The organism is Formosa sp. Hel1_33_131, from assembly GCF_001735745.1.
Classification (GTDB): Bacteria; Bacteroidota; Bacteroidia; order Flavobacteriales; family Flavobacteriaceae; genus Hel1-33-131.
The window spans coordinates 729,449-747,021 of sequence record NZ_CP017260.1; the positions used below are offsets into that span (position 1 = coordinate 729,449).

Consider the following 17,573-nt stretch of genomic DNA (forward strand, 5'->3'; position numbering starts at 1 on the left):
CAGGAAGGATTATTGCAGGACCCCAAAAAGCGCCGCTTTGAAAATAGCACAAACAAAACCCAATTAATTGCGCTTTATTTTAGGACGTTACAAGAATAATTAAACAAGTTTTTTTTTATCCTTATCTTTTAATCACTCTTTTTAGTGTCGTTTTATTCACTTTTAGCATATAAACGCCTGTTTTCAAGTTGCTGGCGTCAATGTTTACTTTCTTATCATTGACCGTTTGCTCTAATACTTTTTGACCTAATAAGTTAAAAAGTGTGAGCGTATTAATGACCCTTGAAGACTCAACAGTCCACTTAGAAGTTGTTGGGTTTGGATATATACTCACACTGTTAATTTCTGTAGAATCTAATCCTAAAACTTCTGTGACAGTTACCGTACGTGTTACTTCAACTGCTGCATTGCCAGAGGCATCGCTAACATTATAAGTGACTGTATATGTGCCTAAAGTTGTAGTATCTACCGTATCTCCTCCTACAACAACCGTGAGTGCGGGGTCGTAGTTGTCGGTCGCTGTAGCGCCTTGCTCCGTATATGTTGCTCCTACTTCTATCGTCACTGTAGGTTCCCCTGTTAAAGTAATCACTGGAACAGTGGTATCCACAACACTCACGGTTATTGTAACTTGTACGGCGGCATTGCCATTAGAATCTGATACATTGTAAGTGACTGTGTAAGTGTCTACTATAGCTGTATTTACTGCATCTCCTCCTACAACAACCGTGAGTGCGGAGTCGTAGTTGTCGGTCGCTGTAGCGCCTTGCTCCGTATATGTTGCTCCTACTTCTATCGTCACTGTAGGCTCCCCTGTTAAGGTAATCACTGGAACAGTGGTGTCCACAACACTGACAATTCTTGTAACTTGTACGGCGGCATTGCTATTAGAATCTGATACATTATAAGTGACTGTGTAAGTCCCTACTATAGACGTATCTACTGTATCTCCTCCTACAACAACTGTGAGTGCGGGGTCGTAGTTGTCGGTCGCTGTAGCGCCTTGATCCGTATATGTTGCTCCTACTTCTGTCGTCACTGTAGGTTCTCCTGTTAAAGTAATCAATGGAACAGTGGTGTCCACAACACTGACAATTCTTGTAACTTGTACGGCGGCATTGCTATTAGAATCTGATACATTGTAAGTGACTGTGTAAGTCCCTACTATAGACGTATCTACTGTATCACCTCCTACAACAACTGTGAGTGCGGGGTCGTAGTTGTCGGTCGCTGTAGCGCCTTGATCCGTATATGTTGCTCCTACTTCTATCGTCACTGTAGGATTTCCTACCAAATTGATTGTTGGAGCTGCTGTATCTATAACCAGCGCTTTGTTTGCGCCAAGAGAATTGGCGTTCCCAGGACTCACTAAGGTTAAAGTCGCATTATTTGTAGCTGCATCTTTAATAGTGCCTGAGTTTAATGCAAGTGCGCTCGTATCTACATAATCTAAATCAATAGAGTTGTGACCAACTGCTACTGTATAATTAAAAATTAAGGTGTTACTACCTGTTCCAGAGCTATAGTTGACCACCACATCATTGCTTCCGGTCTCTAAAGTTAATGTTGGAGTTTCTATTACGTTGACTACTTCACTAAAAGTAACGGCTACTGGAATGACCTCATCAATTGTGTAAGAACCATCTGTCTTGGTAGAGGTTACATTAGTTACCGTGGGAGCTACACTGTCAAACGTCCAGTTAAATTGACTCGCAGCAATATTATTGTTGTTATTAGAACTGTCGCTAAAAGTGCCTGCGGCAACATTTATAGTACAAACGCCCTGTTCAGTTGGTGTGAATATAACTGTGTAAGTTGTTCCACTTCCAACAAAGGAGCTTAAAGTGCCATTAGTCACAGTAATATCGCTTTCCTCAAAATTAGAAGTTGATAATCCCGCAGTAAAAGTTAAAGTTATAGTAGCATCGTTTGTGGAAAATCCATCAGCGACTCCACTAATATTACTTGCTATTTCAATAGTGGGCACTTGACCAAGATCTGTAATATTCCAGTTTTTTGTTTCTGTGAGATACGTTTTTGAGGTAGCATCAATGTATCTACTAGAAACAGTAATCGTAATATCTGAATTAATAGCACTGTTGTTGGCTTGACTGTAAAGGAAAACATCATAATTTTCTGTAGATAATCCCGCATTGGAAAACATATCTATCATATTAATCACATTCGCTAGATTCCAAGAATTCCCATTGTGGGCAAGCGGTTGATTAAAAGCAGAAGCAGCATGAAACATGCCTCGCATATTAGCCACTACAGCGGTGTTCCATGAACCTATATTTTGATTAAAAGCACTCGCCAGCTGAAACATATCTTGCATATTAGTCACTGCAGCAGTATTCCATGAACCTATATTTTGATTAAAAGCATAAGCTGCCCTAAACATACTTACCATATTAGTCACTGCAGCAGTATTCCATGAACCTATATTTTGATTAAAAGCAGTTGAACCTTCAAACATAGCAGCCATATTAGTTACTGCAGCGGTATTCCAAGAAGAACCACTAGTATTAATTGCTTGATTAAAAGCTTGAGCTTGCCAAAACATATAACCCATATTGGTAACTGCAGTGGTATTCCATGAGGTTATATCTTGATCAAAAACTCGGGCATTATTAAACATACCGTACATATTATTCACTGCGCCAGTATTCCAAGAGGATATAGTTCCGTTAAAAGAAGTAGCACCACTAAACATTTCTCTCATATTGGTAACAGCAGCGGTGTTCCATGAGTCTCCACTTGTATTAATTGCTTGATTAAAAGAAGAGGCATCATGAAACAGACTTGTCATATTAGTTACATTAGCGGTATTCCATAAGGTTATATCTTGATTAAAAACAGTAGCACTTAAAAACATATAAGTCATCTTGGTAACTGCAGATGTATCCCAAGAAGATATATTTCCATTAAAAGCAGAAGCACTTCTAAATAAACCATTCATATCAGTCACATTACTCACATTCCAACTATTTCCACTAGTGTTGATATCTTGATTAAAAGCAGAAGCCTCACGAAACATTTCAGGCATAAAAGTCACTGCAACAGTATTCCACCCCGTTATATTTCCATTAAAAGCAGTAGCACTTCTAAACATTTCTCTCATATTGGTAACAGCAGCAGTATTCCAAGAACCTATAGTTCCGTTAAAAGCAGAAGCACCCATAAACGTACCTTCCATATTAGTAACAGTAGAAGTATTCCAATCGTTTAAAGTAGTTCCCACTAAACTTGTACAATCTCGAAATGCCGAGCTCATATTAGTTGTTAATGAAAGATCTGGCTCATCAGTTGCCGGAATAGTTAAATTCGTAGCTCCCTTAAAAGCACTATTAAAAGTTTCCCATTTTCCCTCTCCCCAGTTTGTGATGGTTCTAATAAGAGTTCTAGAAGCATGATTACCATTCATGTATATTTTTCCAATGTCTTTTGCCGAATCATTTACCTGTACGGTAATTGTTTTGATTCCATCAGAGGCATAGGTGTGTGTTGGGAAACCACCTCCTGTCACATTGGAGTCAGTATTATCATCTCCCCAGTCAATAGTAATATTAGCGTACTCTTTTAAAGGCAATTCAAATGTTAAATCAGAACTTGTAAGTTCCCAAGTAGAAATAAAATATGAACAAGTTCCCCATGCAGGCTTGTTCGTATTCAATAAACCTGACGAGTTGCTAAAATAATTGGGTTCTGAAGAAATATTAGAAACACACCATCCAGTTAAATCTTGATTAAAATCATCAGCATCAAAAAACATAGCCTCCATATTAGTCACTGTTGTGGTATTCCACGAAGATATGTCTCCATTAAAATCAGAACTATAACCAAACATATAATACATATTTGTTACTTTAGATGTATCCCAACCTCCAATTTCTTGATTGAATGTTCCTGCGCTCATAAACATCCCAGACATGGTAGTCACAGCACCGGTATTCCAAGAAGAACCACTAGTATTAATGTTTCGATTAAAAACAGTGTTTTTGAACATATTTCTCATAGTAGTCACATTACTTGTATTCCAAGAAGATATGTCTCCATTAAAAAGAGAAGCATCATGAAACGTAGCATCTAAAGAAGTCACTACAGATGTGTTCCAATCGTTTAAAGTTAAGCCCACTAAACTTGGACATTCATTAAAAGCATGAGACATTGAAGTTACTAAAGAAAGATCTGGCTCATCAGTCGCTGGAATAGTTAAATGAGTAGCTCCCTTAAAAGCGTAATGAAAAGACTCCCATTTTCCTTCTCCCCAGTTTGCTATAGTTCTAATTAAAGTACTAGAAGCATGAGCATTTAGATACATTTCTCCAATATCTTTTGTTAAAGGATCATTTACCATAACTGTTATGGTTTTAGTACCTGCGGCTGAGTAAGTATGGCTTTGCATGGTACCATCCGTATGGGTTGTAGATGTACCATCTCCCCAATCAATAGTAATATCGTCGTAATCTTTTAAAGGCAGTTCAAATGTTAAATCAGAACTTGTAAGTTCCCAAGTAGAAATAAAGTCATTATGATTGTCATACCTATCAATAGTATTTTCAAGTTCTGAATCAGAAATTAGATCCGTATTCGCTGCAGTAACAGAATAACCACCATCGGCAGGGCTATCAGTGGTATTAAAACTATACGTATGGGGGTTTGCTAAAACAACTTTGGAAGTGTTCTCATTGAACGCCGATAGACTGATCAGCAAAAAAGCTAAAATAAAATAGCGCATATGTTAAATTGGTTAATGCTACAAATATAGTGAACTATTTATGAATCATATCGCAACCTGTGAGTAGAGCAAAAAAAAGAGACGATCTGAAAAGTCTTTTTCTTGTCAAGTTGACACTGAAATACTGAAACAAGTTCTGCACAGGAACATCCAGCATGGTAGGATTAGGTTGGGATCCCACAAAACTCCGCTTTGAAAATTGTGACGTCCTGAAATAGTGTTACATTATTACTAATTATCTTGGGAGTAAATTGTGACCAAAACTTCGAATATTCAAAACTTAATTAATGATACCAAACGTTTCGCTTATTGATTTCACAAACTGTGGGACGTCTTCAACTGTGAAATAAAAATCAACTTTAAAACGATTTTTTTTAATTTTTTTTAACTTTAAAACGCCTTTTCTAATTGGGAAATAGCCCGTGCTTTCTCTTGAACAGAAACATATTCGACCAAATATAGCATCCACCTCTGCTAGAGATTCATCTTTTAAAACCATGTTTTGATCCAGTTCACCTATGTTTAAATAAATCACCTCATAATAACCACTATCTGCAGTTCCTTGAATTTCGTCGCGCTCATACTTAAACATTAATAAGCTTGATTTGCTTTCTTCCAAAGTGATATATGAATTATTGAATTTATCGTGTTCAATTTTTGCACTTTTATTGTCTAAAATTTCTAAAGAACAGTCCCCGTTTTCTGGACAATTATTAAAAAATTGAACCGAGGAGTTTGATGTGTCAGTGGGCTTATTTGTTGATTTACAACCAACTAATAATAAAAGAACAAACATCAACTTTTTATGTGAATAAAGCATTTTAAGCATAAACTATAATTGTAATCTGGAAATATAGTGATATTTTTGTAAGAACCAATTAATTAACTTTTATGAAAACAAATTACACAACTCGTTTGTCGATCCTTTTATTTTTTATCTTTTCATTAAATTCATTTGCGCAAAAAGATCGTTCATTTTGGATTCAGACTTCAAAAGAAAACACTTCTAAAAAGGAACTTAAACTCCGAAAAACCAATCCTGAAAAAGCACAGTATTTCAATTTAAATATTGATGCATTAAAGAACCATTTAACAGATGCTCCACAAAGAAATAGCACGGAAAATACCTCCGAAAAGCTTGTGGACTTTCCAACTGCAAATGATTCTTTCGAAACTTTTAGTGTTATGGAAGCTTCTGTTTTAGAGAAGCCGCTACAAGATAAATACCCCAACATAAAAACTTATGTCGGAAAAAGTATTTCAAACCCTTCGAATACCATTCGGTTCAGTATCACAGCACAAGGGCTTCATAGTATGTCTTTCAAAGCGGGTTCTGGCACGGAGTTTATTGACCCATACACCAAAGATTCAGAGGCATATATTGTTTATTCTAAAAAAGATTTACCTGTTTTGGATGAACCATGGATTTGTGAATTTGATGATGATACAGCAACAAATACACAACAGCGAAATGCAGCTAATATGAGTTACTTCAATGCGAATGATGGGATGATGCGTGATTTTAGATTGGCATTGGCCTGTACTGTTGAATACGCTCAATTTCAATGGACTGCTGCCGGATTATTGGCATCAGACACTGAAGCTAACAAAAAAGCGGCCGTACTGGCGGCTATGGTAGTTACCATTAACAGAAATAATTTTATTTACGAAAGAGATTTATCAGTCACCATGACCATTGTTGCCAATAACGAAAGTGTTATTTTCATTGATTCAGATAATTTTTCAAATAGCAGTGCTGGTGCATTAATAAGTGAAAGTCAAACCGTAATTGATGCTAACATAGGTTCTGCTAACTATGACATTGGCCACACCTTTTCTACAGGTGGTGGTGGTCTGGCCTCTCTGAACTCTCCTTGTACTGGATCCAAAGCAAGAGGAATTACTGGATCTCCGAACCCTGTTGGAGATCCTTATGATGTGGATTATGTCGCTCATGAAATTGGACATCAATTTGGTGCGCCGCACACATTCAATGGAAATTCTGGTAACTGTGCAGGAAACAGAACAGCTTCTAATGCTTATGAACCAGGAAGTGGATCAACAATTATGGCTTATGCTGGGATTTGCGCACCGCAAAATATTCAATCCAATAGCGATGCTTATTTTCATCAAAAAAGTTTGCAAATGATGTGGGATAATATCTCTACTGGAAATAGCAACTGTGCGACACAAACGGCTACAGGAAATGCTGCACCAACGTCTAATGCTGGTAACGATTACAACATTCCTGCCTCTACTCCTTACAAATTAACGGGTACTTCGACGGATACGGACGGAATTACAACACACACCTACACTTGGGAACAATACGACTTAGGTCCTTCTGGTTTGCCTGTAGAATCAAACACCTCTGGACCACTGGTTCGCTCATATGAAGGGACAAACGACACAAGCAGATACATTCCAAGAATGTCAGACATCCTTGCAAATGGAGGCGTATCTACTGAGTGGGAAAAATTGGCTTCTGTAAATCGTGACCTAAATTTTAAACTCACCGTCAGAGATAATGACATCAGTGGAGGGCAGACAGCAACAGCCCAGATGACCGCTACGGTAGTCTCAGCTGCTGGCCCATTTGTGGTGACCTCTCAAAATGTCAATGGTCAATCTTTGGTCGCTGGTGCAACAGAAACAATCACATGGAGTGTAGCTGGCACTACAGCAAATGGAGTAAATGAAGCCAATGTGGATATTTTATTATCTACAGACGGACTCAACTACGATACCGTTTTGGCGGCTAATGTCCCAAACGATGGAAGTCATAACATTACTGTTCCAAATGTGGCTTCAGATAGCTGCCGCATAATGGTAGCAGCATCTGATAATATTTTCTTTAACATCAACACGCAAAACATCACTATTGGCCTACAAGAAAGCTGTAATACCTACGCTTCTGAGACCTCTTTAAACTTAGCCATACCAGATGGCATAGCTGCTAATGCTCCTGGCGAACCTCTTGTTGTGGGTGTAAATGTTACTGAAGTTGCTACAATTTCAGATGTAAACTTTAATATTGACATTTCACACGATTACTTAGACGATCTTGTTATAGTTGTACAACATCCAGATGGAACACAGGCAGTTGTGTACAATAGAAATTGTGGAAGCGAAATAGATTTAGATATTACTTTTGATGATGAGGCATCAACAGCAATAGCATGTGCAAATCCTACAATTGGCACTTATAAGTCAAATTTAAATTCTTTATCTAATTTTAATGGGAAAGACACTGCTGGAGTCTGGTACATTGCTGTTTTAGACTATTACAGTGGAGATCCCGGAATCTTAAACGATTATACTTTAGAAATTTGTTCATCTTCACCTTTATCAATAGAAGAAAATAAACTGAGTGATTTACGTGTTTTTCCAAACCCGAATAATGGCTCATTCACTGTTGGGTTTGATCCAAAGTCTGGACAAAACATATCTGTACAGGTTTATGACATTAGAGGAAGACTGATGTATACAAACACATACAACAGCGTCAATCGATTTGAAGAAGTCATTAACTTAAATAACGCACAATCGGGTGTCTATTTACTTCAAATTTCTGATGGTTCACAAAAAGTCACGAAGAAAATAATAGTGAATTAATTATTTGAATTAAAAATTAGAAAAGCTCCTGTATTTAGGAGCTTTTTTTTTGCTTATCTATTTCCAATCCAATGAGACTATAAAATAAAAACAAAAACTTCAAAATTTAGCATTCCATTTTGGTCTGGGCTATAACAACTCAAATCTCCAAGCTTATATCCAAGAGTGCATGTGATTTTTGGTTCAATTCCATATGATGTTTCTCCTATTCAACCATTAATACTAACCGTTTGTAAACTAGGAGCATCTTCATCTCCAAACCATTGTTGACGCCCTGTTGTTCTTAATTTATTACAATTAGAAACACCAGCCATAGAGAGGGGTGTAAAACATAGTAGTTATCGGTTAATTAGTCCGAGTACATTGGCAATTCTTCCTGAGAATTAATAGTCTGTGTTACTAAAGCTAAGATTGCTACAAACACAAGTTTTTTAAATAAAATAATAAATTATCTTTTAAGCTGAATTTAATAACGTAGCGAGAAATGAGATTTAAGCTGAGCTTCTAAGCCGTTACTGTTTAGATAGTTTGCAACGAACCAATAATCAGTTCCCGGTAATCGCTGTCCATTAAATGTTCCATTCCATGCATTTTGACTCGGCCTAAAATCCAATAATAATTTACCATAACGATCGTAAATACGGATCCTAGCTAAAAGATTATCCTTTAAACATTTGATGTTCCAAGTATCATTAAAGCCATCGCCATTTGGTGTAAAGAATTTTGGATATTCCATAATCGAAACCGTTGTTTCTGGCTCTGTGTTACACGTATCTATAGCGTCCCTTACCACCACTGTATGCTCACCACATCCAGTCACATATTCGAAAACAGAGCTGAACTGCCAAAGTCCGTTATCGAGCTTATATTCATAAGAACCGCTTCCGCCAGATACTGTGACTGAAATAACTTGATTTGTATCAAATTCTTCTGATAAGTTAATAGCACTAATCGTTAAAACATTCACAGGGATGACCACCACCGTCATTATGGTTGGGTCTGCACATTCGTCTGCATTGGGTGTAAACGTATAAGTCGTCGTTGTTGTATTGTCAAGCGCTGGTGTCCAAGCCCCTGTAATACCATCGTTAGAGGTGGTTGGCAGTACCGCTAAAGCGTCGCCATCACAAATAGCATCAACAGCTGTAAATAGTGGATTCACTTTTGGGTTCACTACAATAGTGAGCGTTGCTGGATTGGCACAGAGTCTTGCAGTAGGGGTAAACGTATAAGTGGTCGTTGTTGTTGTGTCAAGCACTGGACTCCAAGTTCCCGATACTCCATTGTTAGAAGTGGTTGGCAGTACCGCTAAAGCGTCGCCATCACAAATAGCGTCAACTGCATCAAAAACAGGATTCACTAATGGGTTCACTACAATGATGAGCGTGGCTGGATTGGCGCATTCCCCTAAATCAGGTGTAAACGTATAAGTCGTCGTTATTGTATTGTCAAGCGCCGGACTCCAAGTTCCTGATACTCCATTGTTAGAAGTGGTTGGTAGAGCTGCTAAAAAGTCGCCATCACAAATAGCGTCAACAGCACCGAAAACAGTATCCACTATTGGGTTCACTACAATGATGAGCGTTGCTGGATTGGCGCATTCCCCTAAATCAGGTGTAAACGTATAAGTCGTCGTTGTTGTATTGTCAAGGGCTGGTGTCCAAGTCCCTGTAATACCACCGTTAGAAGTGGTTGGCAGTACCGCTAAAGCGTCGCCGACACAAATAGCGTTAACTGCATCGAAAACAGGATCCACTATTGGGTTCACTACAATGATGAGCGTTGCTGGATTGGCACAGAGTCTTGCAGTAGGTGTAAACGTATAAGTGGTCGTTGTTGTAGTGTCAAGCGCTGGTGTCCAAGTCCCTGATACTCCATTGTTAGAAGTGGTTGGTAGAGCTGCTAAAAAGTCGCCATCACAAATAGCGTCAACTGCATCGAAAACAGGATCCACTATTGGGTTCACTACAATAGTGAGCGTTGCTGGATTGGCGCATTCCCCTAAATCAGGCGTAAACGTATAAGTGGTCGTTGTTGTAGTGTCAAGCGCCGGACTCCAAGTTCCTGAAACTCCATTGTTAGAAGTGGTTGGTAGAGCTGCTAAAAAGTCGCCGTCACAAATAGCGTCAACTGCATCGAAAACAGGATCCACTATTGGGTTCACTACAATAGTGAGCGTTGCTGGATTGGCGCATTCCCCTAAATCAGGTGTAAACGTATAAGTGGTCGTTGTTGTAGTGTCAAGCGCTGGTGTCCAAGCCCCTGTAATACCATCGTTAGAGGTGGTTGGCAGTACCGCTAAAGCGTCGCCGACACAAATAGCGTCAACTGCATCGAAAACAGGATCCACTATTGGGTTCACTACAATGATGAGCGTTGCTGGATTGGCACAGAGTCTTGCAGTAGGTGTAAACGTATAAGTCGTCGTTGTTGTAGTGTCAAGCGCTGGTGTCCAAGTCCCTGTAATACCATTGTTAGAGGTGGTTGGCAGTACCGCTAAAGCGTCGCCAAAACAAATCTCTGGAATTTGAGTGAAGGTTGGTGTTACATTTGGATTCACGGCAATTGTCATATTTACAGTCGCAGCACATTGGCCTGCATCTGGAGTGAAAGCATAAGTGGTGGTGGCTGTAGTATCCAAAGACGGTGACCAAGTTCCAGTAATGCCATTATTCGATGTGGTTAGCAGTTCACTTAAAGCGCCTCCGGAACAAATCTCTGGAATTTGAGTGAAGGTTGGTGTTACATTTGGATTCACCGCAATTGTCATATTTACGACCGTAGCACATTGGCCTACATCCGGAGTGAAAGCATAAGTGGTGGTGGCTGTAGTATCCAAAGACGGTGACCAAGTTCCAGTAATCCCATTGTTCGATGTGGTTAGCAGTTCACTTAAAGCGTCTCCGGAACAAATCGCTGGAACTTGCGTGAACGTTGGTGTTATATTTGGATTCACCGCAATTGTCATATTTACGACCGTAGCACATTGGTCTGCATCTGGAGTAAAACTATACGTAGTGGTGGTCGTAGTATCCAAAGACGGTGACCAAGTTCCAGTAATCCCATTGTTCGATGTGGTTAGTAAATCACTTAAAGTGTCTCCAAAACAAATCGCTGGAACTTGCGTGAACGTTGGTGTTACATTTGTATTCACGGTAATAGTCATATTTACCGCCGTAGCACATTGGCCTGCATCTGGAGTGAAAGCATAAGTGGTGGTGGCTGTAGTATCCAAAGACGGAGACCAAGTTCCAGTAATCCCATTATTCGATGTGGTTAGCAGTTCACTTAAAGCGCCTCCGGAACAAATCTCTGGAATTTGAGTGAAGGTTGGTGTTACATTTGGATTCACCGCAATTGTCATATTTACGACCGTAGCACATTGGCCTACATCCGGAGTAAAAGTATACGTATTGGTGGTCGTAGCCGGAGACCAAGTTCCAGTAATTCCATTATTCGATGTGGTTAGCAGTTCACTTAAAGCGTCGCCATCACAAATCTCTAGAATTTGAGTGAAGGTTGGTGTTATATTTGGATTCACCGCAATTGTCATATTTACGACCGTAGCACATTGGTCAGCATCTGGAGTAAAACTATACGTAGTGGTGGTCGTAGTATCCAAAGATGGAGACCAAGCTCCAGTAATCCCATTATTCGATGTGGTTAGCAATGCACTTAAAGCGTCTCCAGAACAAATCTCTGGAATTTGAGTGAAGGTTGGTGTGATTTCAGTAATTATACTCACATTACCCGTAGCTATTTCACTTGAAACATCGGAAGGAAAAACGACACTTATGTCATCTAAAAAATTACCTAATGACCCTGCTGGTTGGATAGACTTAAAACGAATGGTATAGTTTATTCCTAAATCATCAGGTAAAACATACTCTAAGCTGTAATACCCCCAAGAATCTATACCATCTGAAAACGCACCTAAGTTTGTGTAAGGACCACCAATGGGACCAATTTCAACCTCCATTATGTCGTCTGCGCTAGAATTTCTTCCTCTATGAGCAAAAGAAAGTATTACTGAAGAACCTGGAATTATTTCAAAATTTTGAAATAATGTAGATTGCATATTGGCATTTAATTCTATAAATTGATTTCCTGAATAGGCGGCAATTCCATTCATTTCATCACCCCAAACTTCAATTTGAGAATCACTGGCGGTAGTTTCCCAACAAGGAACAGTGTCTTGATGTACAATACTATAACTTCCAAGTATACCTAATTGATTCTCTTCAAAATCCGTATTACACAAGTAATTATCCTTACTGATAGATACGCTATAATCCCCTTCAATAGATGTAGAAAAACTCTGAACATTACCAGGATTACTTACACCTTCTGGAACAATCCAAGTATAAGAATAGAAACCCGCAGGTGATGGTGTTGCAACTAGTGTCGCTATTCCACTAGAGCATATAATTTCACTATTTACAGCAACGCTAAACGGAATCGTATTCACCGAGATCGTCATGGTTTGATTGATTGCACAGGCCTCTGAATCATCTGGTGTAAAAGTATAGGTAGTTGTTTCCGTATTGTTGATTGCTGGAGACCAGATTCCTGTTACTCCGTTGTTCGATGTAGTCGGCAATGCTCCTAAGGTTTCCCCATTAAAAATAGCAGCTACTTGCGTGAACGTTGGTATTACATTTGGATTCACGGCAATTGTCATATTTACAGTCGCAGCACATTGGCCTGCATCTGGAGTGAAAGCATAAGTGGTGGTGGCTGTAGTATCCAAAGACGGTGACCAAGTTCCAGTAATGCCATTATTCGATGTGGTTAGCAGTTCACTTAAAGCGTCTCCGGAACAAATCGCTGGAACTTGCGTGAACGTTGGCGTTACATTTGGATTCACGGCAATTGTCATATTTACAGTCGCAGCACATTGGCCTGCATCTGGAGTGAAAGCATAACTGGTGGTGGCTGTAGTATCCAAAGACGGTGACCAAGTTCCAGTAATCCCATTGTTCGATGTGGTTAGTAAATCACTTAAAGTGTCTCCAAAACAAATCGCTGGAACTTGCGTGAACGTTGGTGTTACATTTGGATTCACGGTAATAGTCATATTTACCGCCGTAGCACATTGGCCTGCATCTGGAGTGAAAGCATAAGTGGTGGTGGCTGTAGTATCCAAAGACGGTGACCAAGTTCCAGTAATCCCATTGTTCGATGTGGTTAGTAAATCACTTAAAGTGTCTCCAGAACAAATCGCTGGAACTTGCGTGAACGTTGGTGTTATATTTGGATTCACCTCAATATTAGTGCTTTGAGAACAACCGAAACCTGAAGCATCGAAATGAGAATAAGTAACAGTGACAGCAGTTCCACCTAATCCTGACGGATTAAAACTTGCTGTTCCGTCACCATTATCAACTATACCACTACCAGTCCAACTACCAAAACTATCAGTTGGGGTTCCTGTAAGTGTAATACTACTACTTTCGCATAATGGACCGTACGAACCCGTATCAGTATTTGGATTGTCAAAAGAAAAACAAGCACTGTCAAAATTAGAGTGGTTTCCCATACTAATATTAAATCTATAGTTACCTGCCGGTAATACAGCATCCCCTGAAGCTAAATACCATATATTAGCAGTAGATGGCATATTTAACTGGTTTGAACTAGCAACAATATCGGTGGTATTATCGCTATTAACGCGTAATATATCAATTCTCCCTGTAGAAGTCAGCCCATCACGAACGGAAAAATAACCAGAAAAGAATACTTGTGTATTGCACTGAAAGTCAAATTCTTGATAAAAATCTGCTGACCCAGCAACAATATCTAAATATTGAACGCCCTCTTGTGCACTTATTGGACCACCTTGACCTGCAACGCCATTAACTTTTACAAAATTTGGAGCTGATCCAACTCCATTCCAACCATTTATTGGCCATGTTAGGAAATTATTTCCAATATTAGTTACTGAAGGCACTTCAAAAGAGGGGTTAACTAGTTGATTTCCTGAGGATCCTTCACATAAGGATGTTGACAAGCCCCTTTCAAAAGTAGCTGCTCCAGCTGGGCCAACAACTTGTATGGAAATGGTTTGACTGAATCCCGATAGACTAATCAGCAAAAAAGCTAAAATAAAATGACGCATTGTTAAATTGGTTAATGCAAATTTAGTGAATTGTTTATAAAGTATGAAATCGATCGGAAAGAGCTTACTTGTCCTAAAAACATTACTGATTCTAGTAAGGTTTTTTGACTCAGGCATTCGATAGTTCGGACTTTTTATATGGATTGAATGATATAAGCTCAAAAAAAACACCAAGAATAAAGTGTGATCTAGAGGGGATTAGCTGCGCTGATCCCACAAAGCTCCGCTTTGAAAATAGTACAAACAAAAAAACGCTCAAGCAAGCTTTTTTAGAACTTCTTTGTTTCAACTAATTAGCGAATTAAAAAGGAGTAGCTGCGCTGATCCCACAAAGCTCCGCTTTGAAAATAGTACAAACAAAAAAACGCTCAAGCAAGCTTTTTTAGAACTTCTTTGTTTCAACTAATTAGCGAATTAAAAAGGAGTAGCTGCGCTGATCCCACAAAGCTCCGCTTTGAAAATAGTACAAACAAAAAAACGCTCAAGCAAGCTTGGCGTTTTTTCTTATTGTACTATTTATTCGTGACCCAGAAGGGATTCGAACCCCCAACCGTCAGAGCCGAAATCTGATATTCTATCCAGTTGAACTACTGGGCCATTGTATTTAAGACAACTTAGCTTTCACTAAAGTTGATATTGTTTTGCCATCGGTTTTACCTGCGAGGGTTTTACTCACCACACCCATCACACGTCCCATGTCTTTCATTCCAGAAGCGCCTAAAGATGCAATGGTATCTACCACTACTTTTTCAACTTCAGATTCGTCTAACATTTGCGGTAAAAATTGACTGATGACTTCGACTTCTGCCAATTCAGGTTCTGCCAAATCTAAACGATTTTGCTCTGTAAATATCGCCGCACTGTCCTTACGTTGTTTGACTAATTTTTGTAATAATTTAAACTCGTCTTCTTCATTCATCTCCGCATCAGCACCACTCGTACGGGCTAATAAAATAGCGGATTTAATGGATCTTAATGCCGTAAGGGCTACGGTATCCTTGGATTTCATAGCGGCCTTAAGCGCGGTCATAACTGAATCTTGTAAGCTCATAAGATGGACATTTAATTAGAATGCGAATATAACAAAAACAACGATTCTTATTCTTAAAAAATAAAAAAACCTGAGAAATGAATTCATCTCTCAGGATTTAAATTTTAATATCGATTGGTATTAATCGACGTTATCGTGTAAATACGAATTATTAGATCGCAACTGTACCTCATCATTGTCATCAAGACCTATGGTGGTTCTGGAAGACTGTTCATCTGATGAATGTTCCACATCTTTCAAATTGACGCCCTGACGTTTATAAGCAGGCTCTTTTTCAATTTCCTCAATTTTAGAGGTGTTAAATTTATAATTAAAAGCCTTCATTTTTTGACGCCTTTCATCCGCTCTCTCTCTGAGTGTGATTGAAATAGGACTGTCATAAGGATCTGAGGTTTCTTCTGTTTCCGATGTGACCGAGCGTTCTTTGACCGTCACTTTAGTAAAAGTCATTTCTTCATCAACTTCCACTTCTACCGTTGGTTTTGCACCTTCATATTTTTGATCGGTTTGTTCTAAAACAATATGATCGTCCAATACATAACGCGTCTCCCCTTCTTCATTCGCCTCCGTTACAGGAATTAATTCTATATAGTCATTGACTTCAATATTATTTACAGCCGTATCTTCTAAAGTAAATACTTCCACTTCTTCAGATTCTGACAGGGATTGTTTATTCGAAATTGGAAGATCGAAAGTGAGCATCGTTTGATCTTCTTCTTGAATGGCTTCAAAGCTATCTTCGGATGGCATGCTGGTGACTTCATTGATAATAAAGTCCTCCTCTTCAATCTCACCGGTCTCTACATTCACTTCTTCAAAAACAACTTCAATATTTTTAATCGATTCTGAAGTTGGAATTAAATCAGATTCACTAGAAATGTCCGCAAGCTCGTCTGTATCCACTTCTTCCAAATTATAAACCACAGCCTCTTCACTAACAACCTCAACGGATGCTGATGGCGTATTTAAAGGATCTAAGGGCATTAAATCATGCTGCATAGTTTGTTCGTCTTCCAACGCATGAACTACCTTTTTAACCTCTGTATTGGTGATGTCATTTTGTTGATCGACATCAAATCCTGTGGCAATAATGGTGACAGAAATAGATTCTCCTAACCCTTCATCTTCCCCCACTCCCATGATGATATTGGCACCGTAACCAGCCTCGGCTTGAATATGATCATTTATTTCTCCTATTTCATCAATGGTAATTTCTTGTGTTCCAGAAACGATGAGCAACAATACGTTTTTAGCACCTGTAATTTTATTATCATTAAGCAGTGGAGAGTCCAAAGCAGATGTAATTGCTTCTTGGGCTCTGTTTTGACCAGAAGAAGTCGAAGACCCCATAATGGCAGTTCCGCTATTACTCAACACTGTTTTAGCATCTCGTAAATCAATATTTTGTAAGTAGTGGTGTGTGATGACTTCAGCAATGCCACGAGCAGCCGTGGAAAGTACTTCGTCGGCTTTAGAGAAACCAGCTTTAAACCCTAAATTACCATATACATCTCTTAACTTGTTGTTGTTTATAATCACTAAAGAGTCCACGGTTTTTCGAAATTTCTCAATCCCTTGGTGGGCTTGCGCATTTCTTATTTTACCTTCAAACTCAAAGGGCATGGTGACAATTCCCACAGTAAGGATGTCCATCTCTTTAGCCATCTTAGCAATGATGGGCGCAGCACCTGTTCCAGTTCCACCACCCATACCAGCCGTGATAAATACCATCTTGGTATTTGACGATAACATGGTACGAATATCATCCAGACTTTCAACTGCAGATTGCTCCCCAATTTCTGGGTTGGCACCTGCACCTAAACCTTCGGTTAAATGCACTCCGAGTTGAATTTTGTTGGGAACACCACTGTTGTTCAATGCTTGTGAATCGGTATTACAGATCACAAAATCGACCCCTTTAATTCCTTGTTTAAACATGTGGTTAATCGCATTGCTTCCGCCCCCTCCAACGCCTATCACCTTGATGATGTTCGATTGGTTTTTTGGGAGATCGAATGTGATTCCAAAATTATTATTGCTGCTCATATACT

7 protein-coding genes and 1 tRNA gene are annotated in these 17,573 nt (G+C 39.1%); 1 reads left to right on the top strand and 7 read right to left on the bottom strand.

The window, feature by feature from the left end; translation table 11 throughout:
- Positions 1 to 121 precede the first annotated feature (121 nt).
- A complete protein-coding gene (locus tag FORMB_RS03225) occupies positions 122 to 4,738 on the bottom strand; it encodes a BspA family leucine-rich repeat surface protein (protein WP_069676084.1) in 4,617 nt (1,538 codons plus the stop codon).
- A gap of 280 nt (positions 4,739 to 5,018) precedes the next feature.
- Positions 5,019 to 5,534, bottom strand: coding sequence for a hypothetical protein (locus FORMB_RS03230; RefSeq protein ID WP_069676085.1), 516 nt, complete (start codon positions 5,532 to 5,534; stop codon positions 5,019 to 5,021).
- A 95-nt stretch (positions 5,535 to 5,629) separates the two neighbouring features.
- Here FORMB_RS03230 and FORMB_RS03235 point away from each other — a divergent pair, with 95 nt between their 5' ends.
- Positions 5,630 to 8,353 (top strand): zinc-dependent metalloprotease, encoded by a 2,724-nt coding sequence (locus FORMB_RS03235; RefSeq protein WP_069676086.1) that lies wholly within the window; start codon positions 5,630 to 5,632, stop codon positions 8,351 to 8,353.
- Between the two features lie 209 nt (positions 8,354 to 8,562).
- Here FORMB_RS03235 and FORMB_RS12965 read toward each other — a convergent pair whose 3' ends face one another.
- From FORMB_RS12965 to ftsZ, 5 genes are all read right to left on the bottom strand, one after another.
- Positions 8,563 to 8,667, bottom strand: coding sequence for a type IX secretion system membrane protein PorP/SprF (locus FORMB_RS12965; RefSeq protein ID WP_335583326.1), 105 nt, complete (start codon positions 8,665 to 8,667; stop codon positions 8,563 to 8,565).
- Between the two features lie 152 nt (positions 8,668 to 8,819).
- Positions 8,820 to 14,471, bottom strand: coding sequence for a T9SS type B sorting domain-containing protein (locus tag FORMB_RS03240; protein WP_069676087.1), 5,652 nt, complete (start codon positions 14,469 to 14,471; stop codon positions 8,820 to 8,822).
- A gap of 523 nt (positions 14,472 to 14,994) precedes the next feature.
- Positions 14,995 to 15,068, bottom strand: a tRNA-Arg gene (locus FORMB_RS03245).
- Positions 15,069 to 15,075: 7 nt separating this feature from the next.
- Positions 15,076 to 15,522: a GatB/YqeY domain-containing protein gene (locus tag FORMB_RS03250; protein ID WP_069676088.1), complete on the bottom strand. Its 447-nt coding sequence runs from the start codon at positions 15,520 to 15,522 to the stop codon at positions 15,076 to 15,078.
- Between the two features lie 120 nt (positions 15,523 to 15,642).
- The gene (ftsZ, locus tag FORMB_RS03255; protein WP_069676089.1) at positions 15,643 to 17,568 is read right to left on the bottom strand and encodes a cell division protein FtsZ; all 1,926 of its coding nucleotides are present in this window, start codon (positions 17,566 to 17,568) and stop codon (positions 15,643 to 15,645) included.
- Between the last annotated feature and the right edge of the window lie 5 nt (positions 17,569 to 17,573).

Coding starts and splice junctions, on each gene's coding strand:
- FORMB_RS03250 (WP_069676088.1), bottom strand. CDS start 15,522: ATGAGCTTACAAGATTCAGTTATGACCGCGCTTAAGGCCGCTATGAAA.
- FORMB_RS03235 (WP_069676086.1), top strand. CDS start 5,630: ATGAAAACAAATTACACAACTCGTTTGTCGATCCTTTTATTTTTTATC.
- ftsZ (WP_069676089.1), bottom strand. CDS start 17,568: ATGAGCAGCAATAATAATTTTGGAATCACATTCGATCTCCCAAAAAAC.
- FORMB_RS03240 (WP_069676087.1), bottom strand. CDS start 14,471: ATGCGTCATTTTATTTTAGCTTTTTTGCTGATTAGTCTATCGGGATTC.
- FORMB_RS12965 (WP_335583326.1), bottom strand. CDS start 8,667: ATGGCTGGTGTTTCTAATTGTAATAAATTAAGAACAACAGGGCGTCAA.
- FORMB_RS03225 (WP_069676084.1), bottom strand. CDS start 4,738: ATGCGCTATTTTATTTTAGCTTTTTTGCTGATCAGTCTATCGGCGTTC.
- FORMB_RS03230 (WP_069676085.1), bottom strand. CDS start 5,534: ATGTTTGTTCTTTTATTATTAGTTGGTTGTAAATCAACAAATAAGCCC.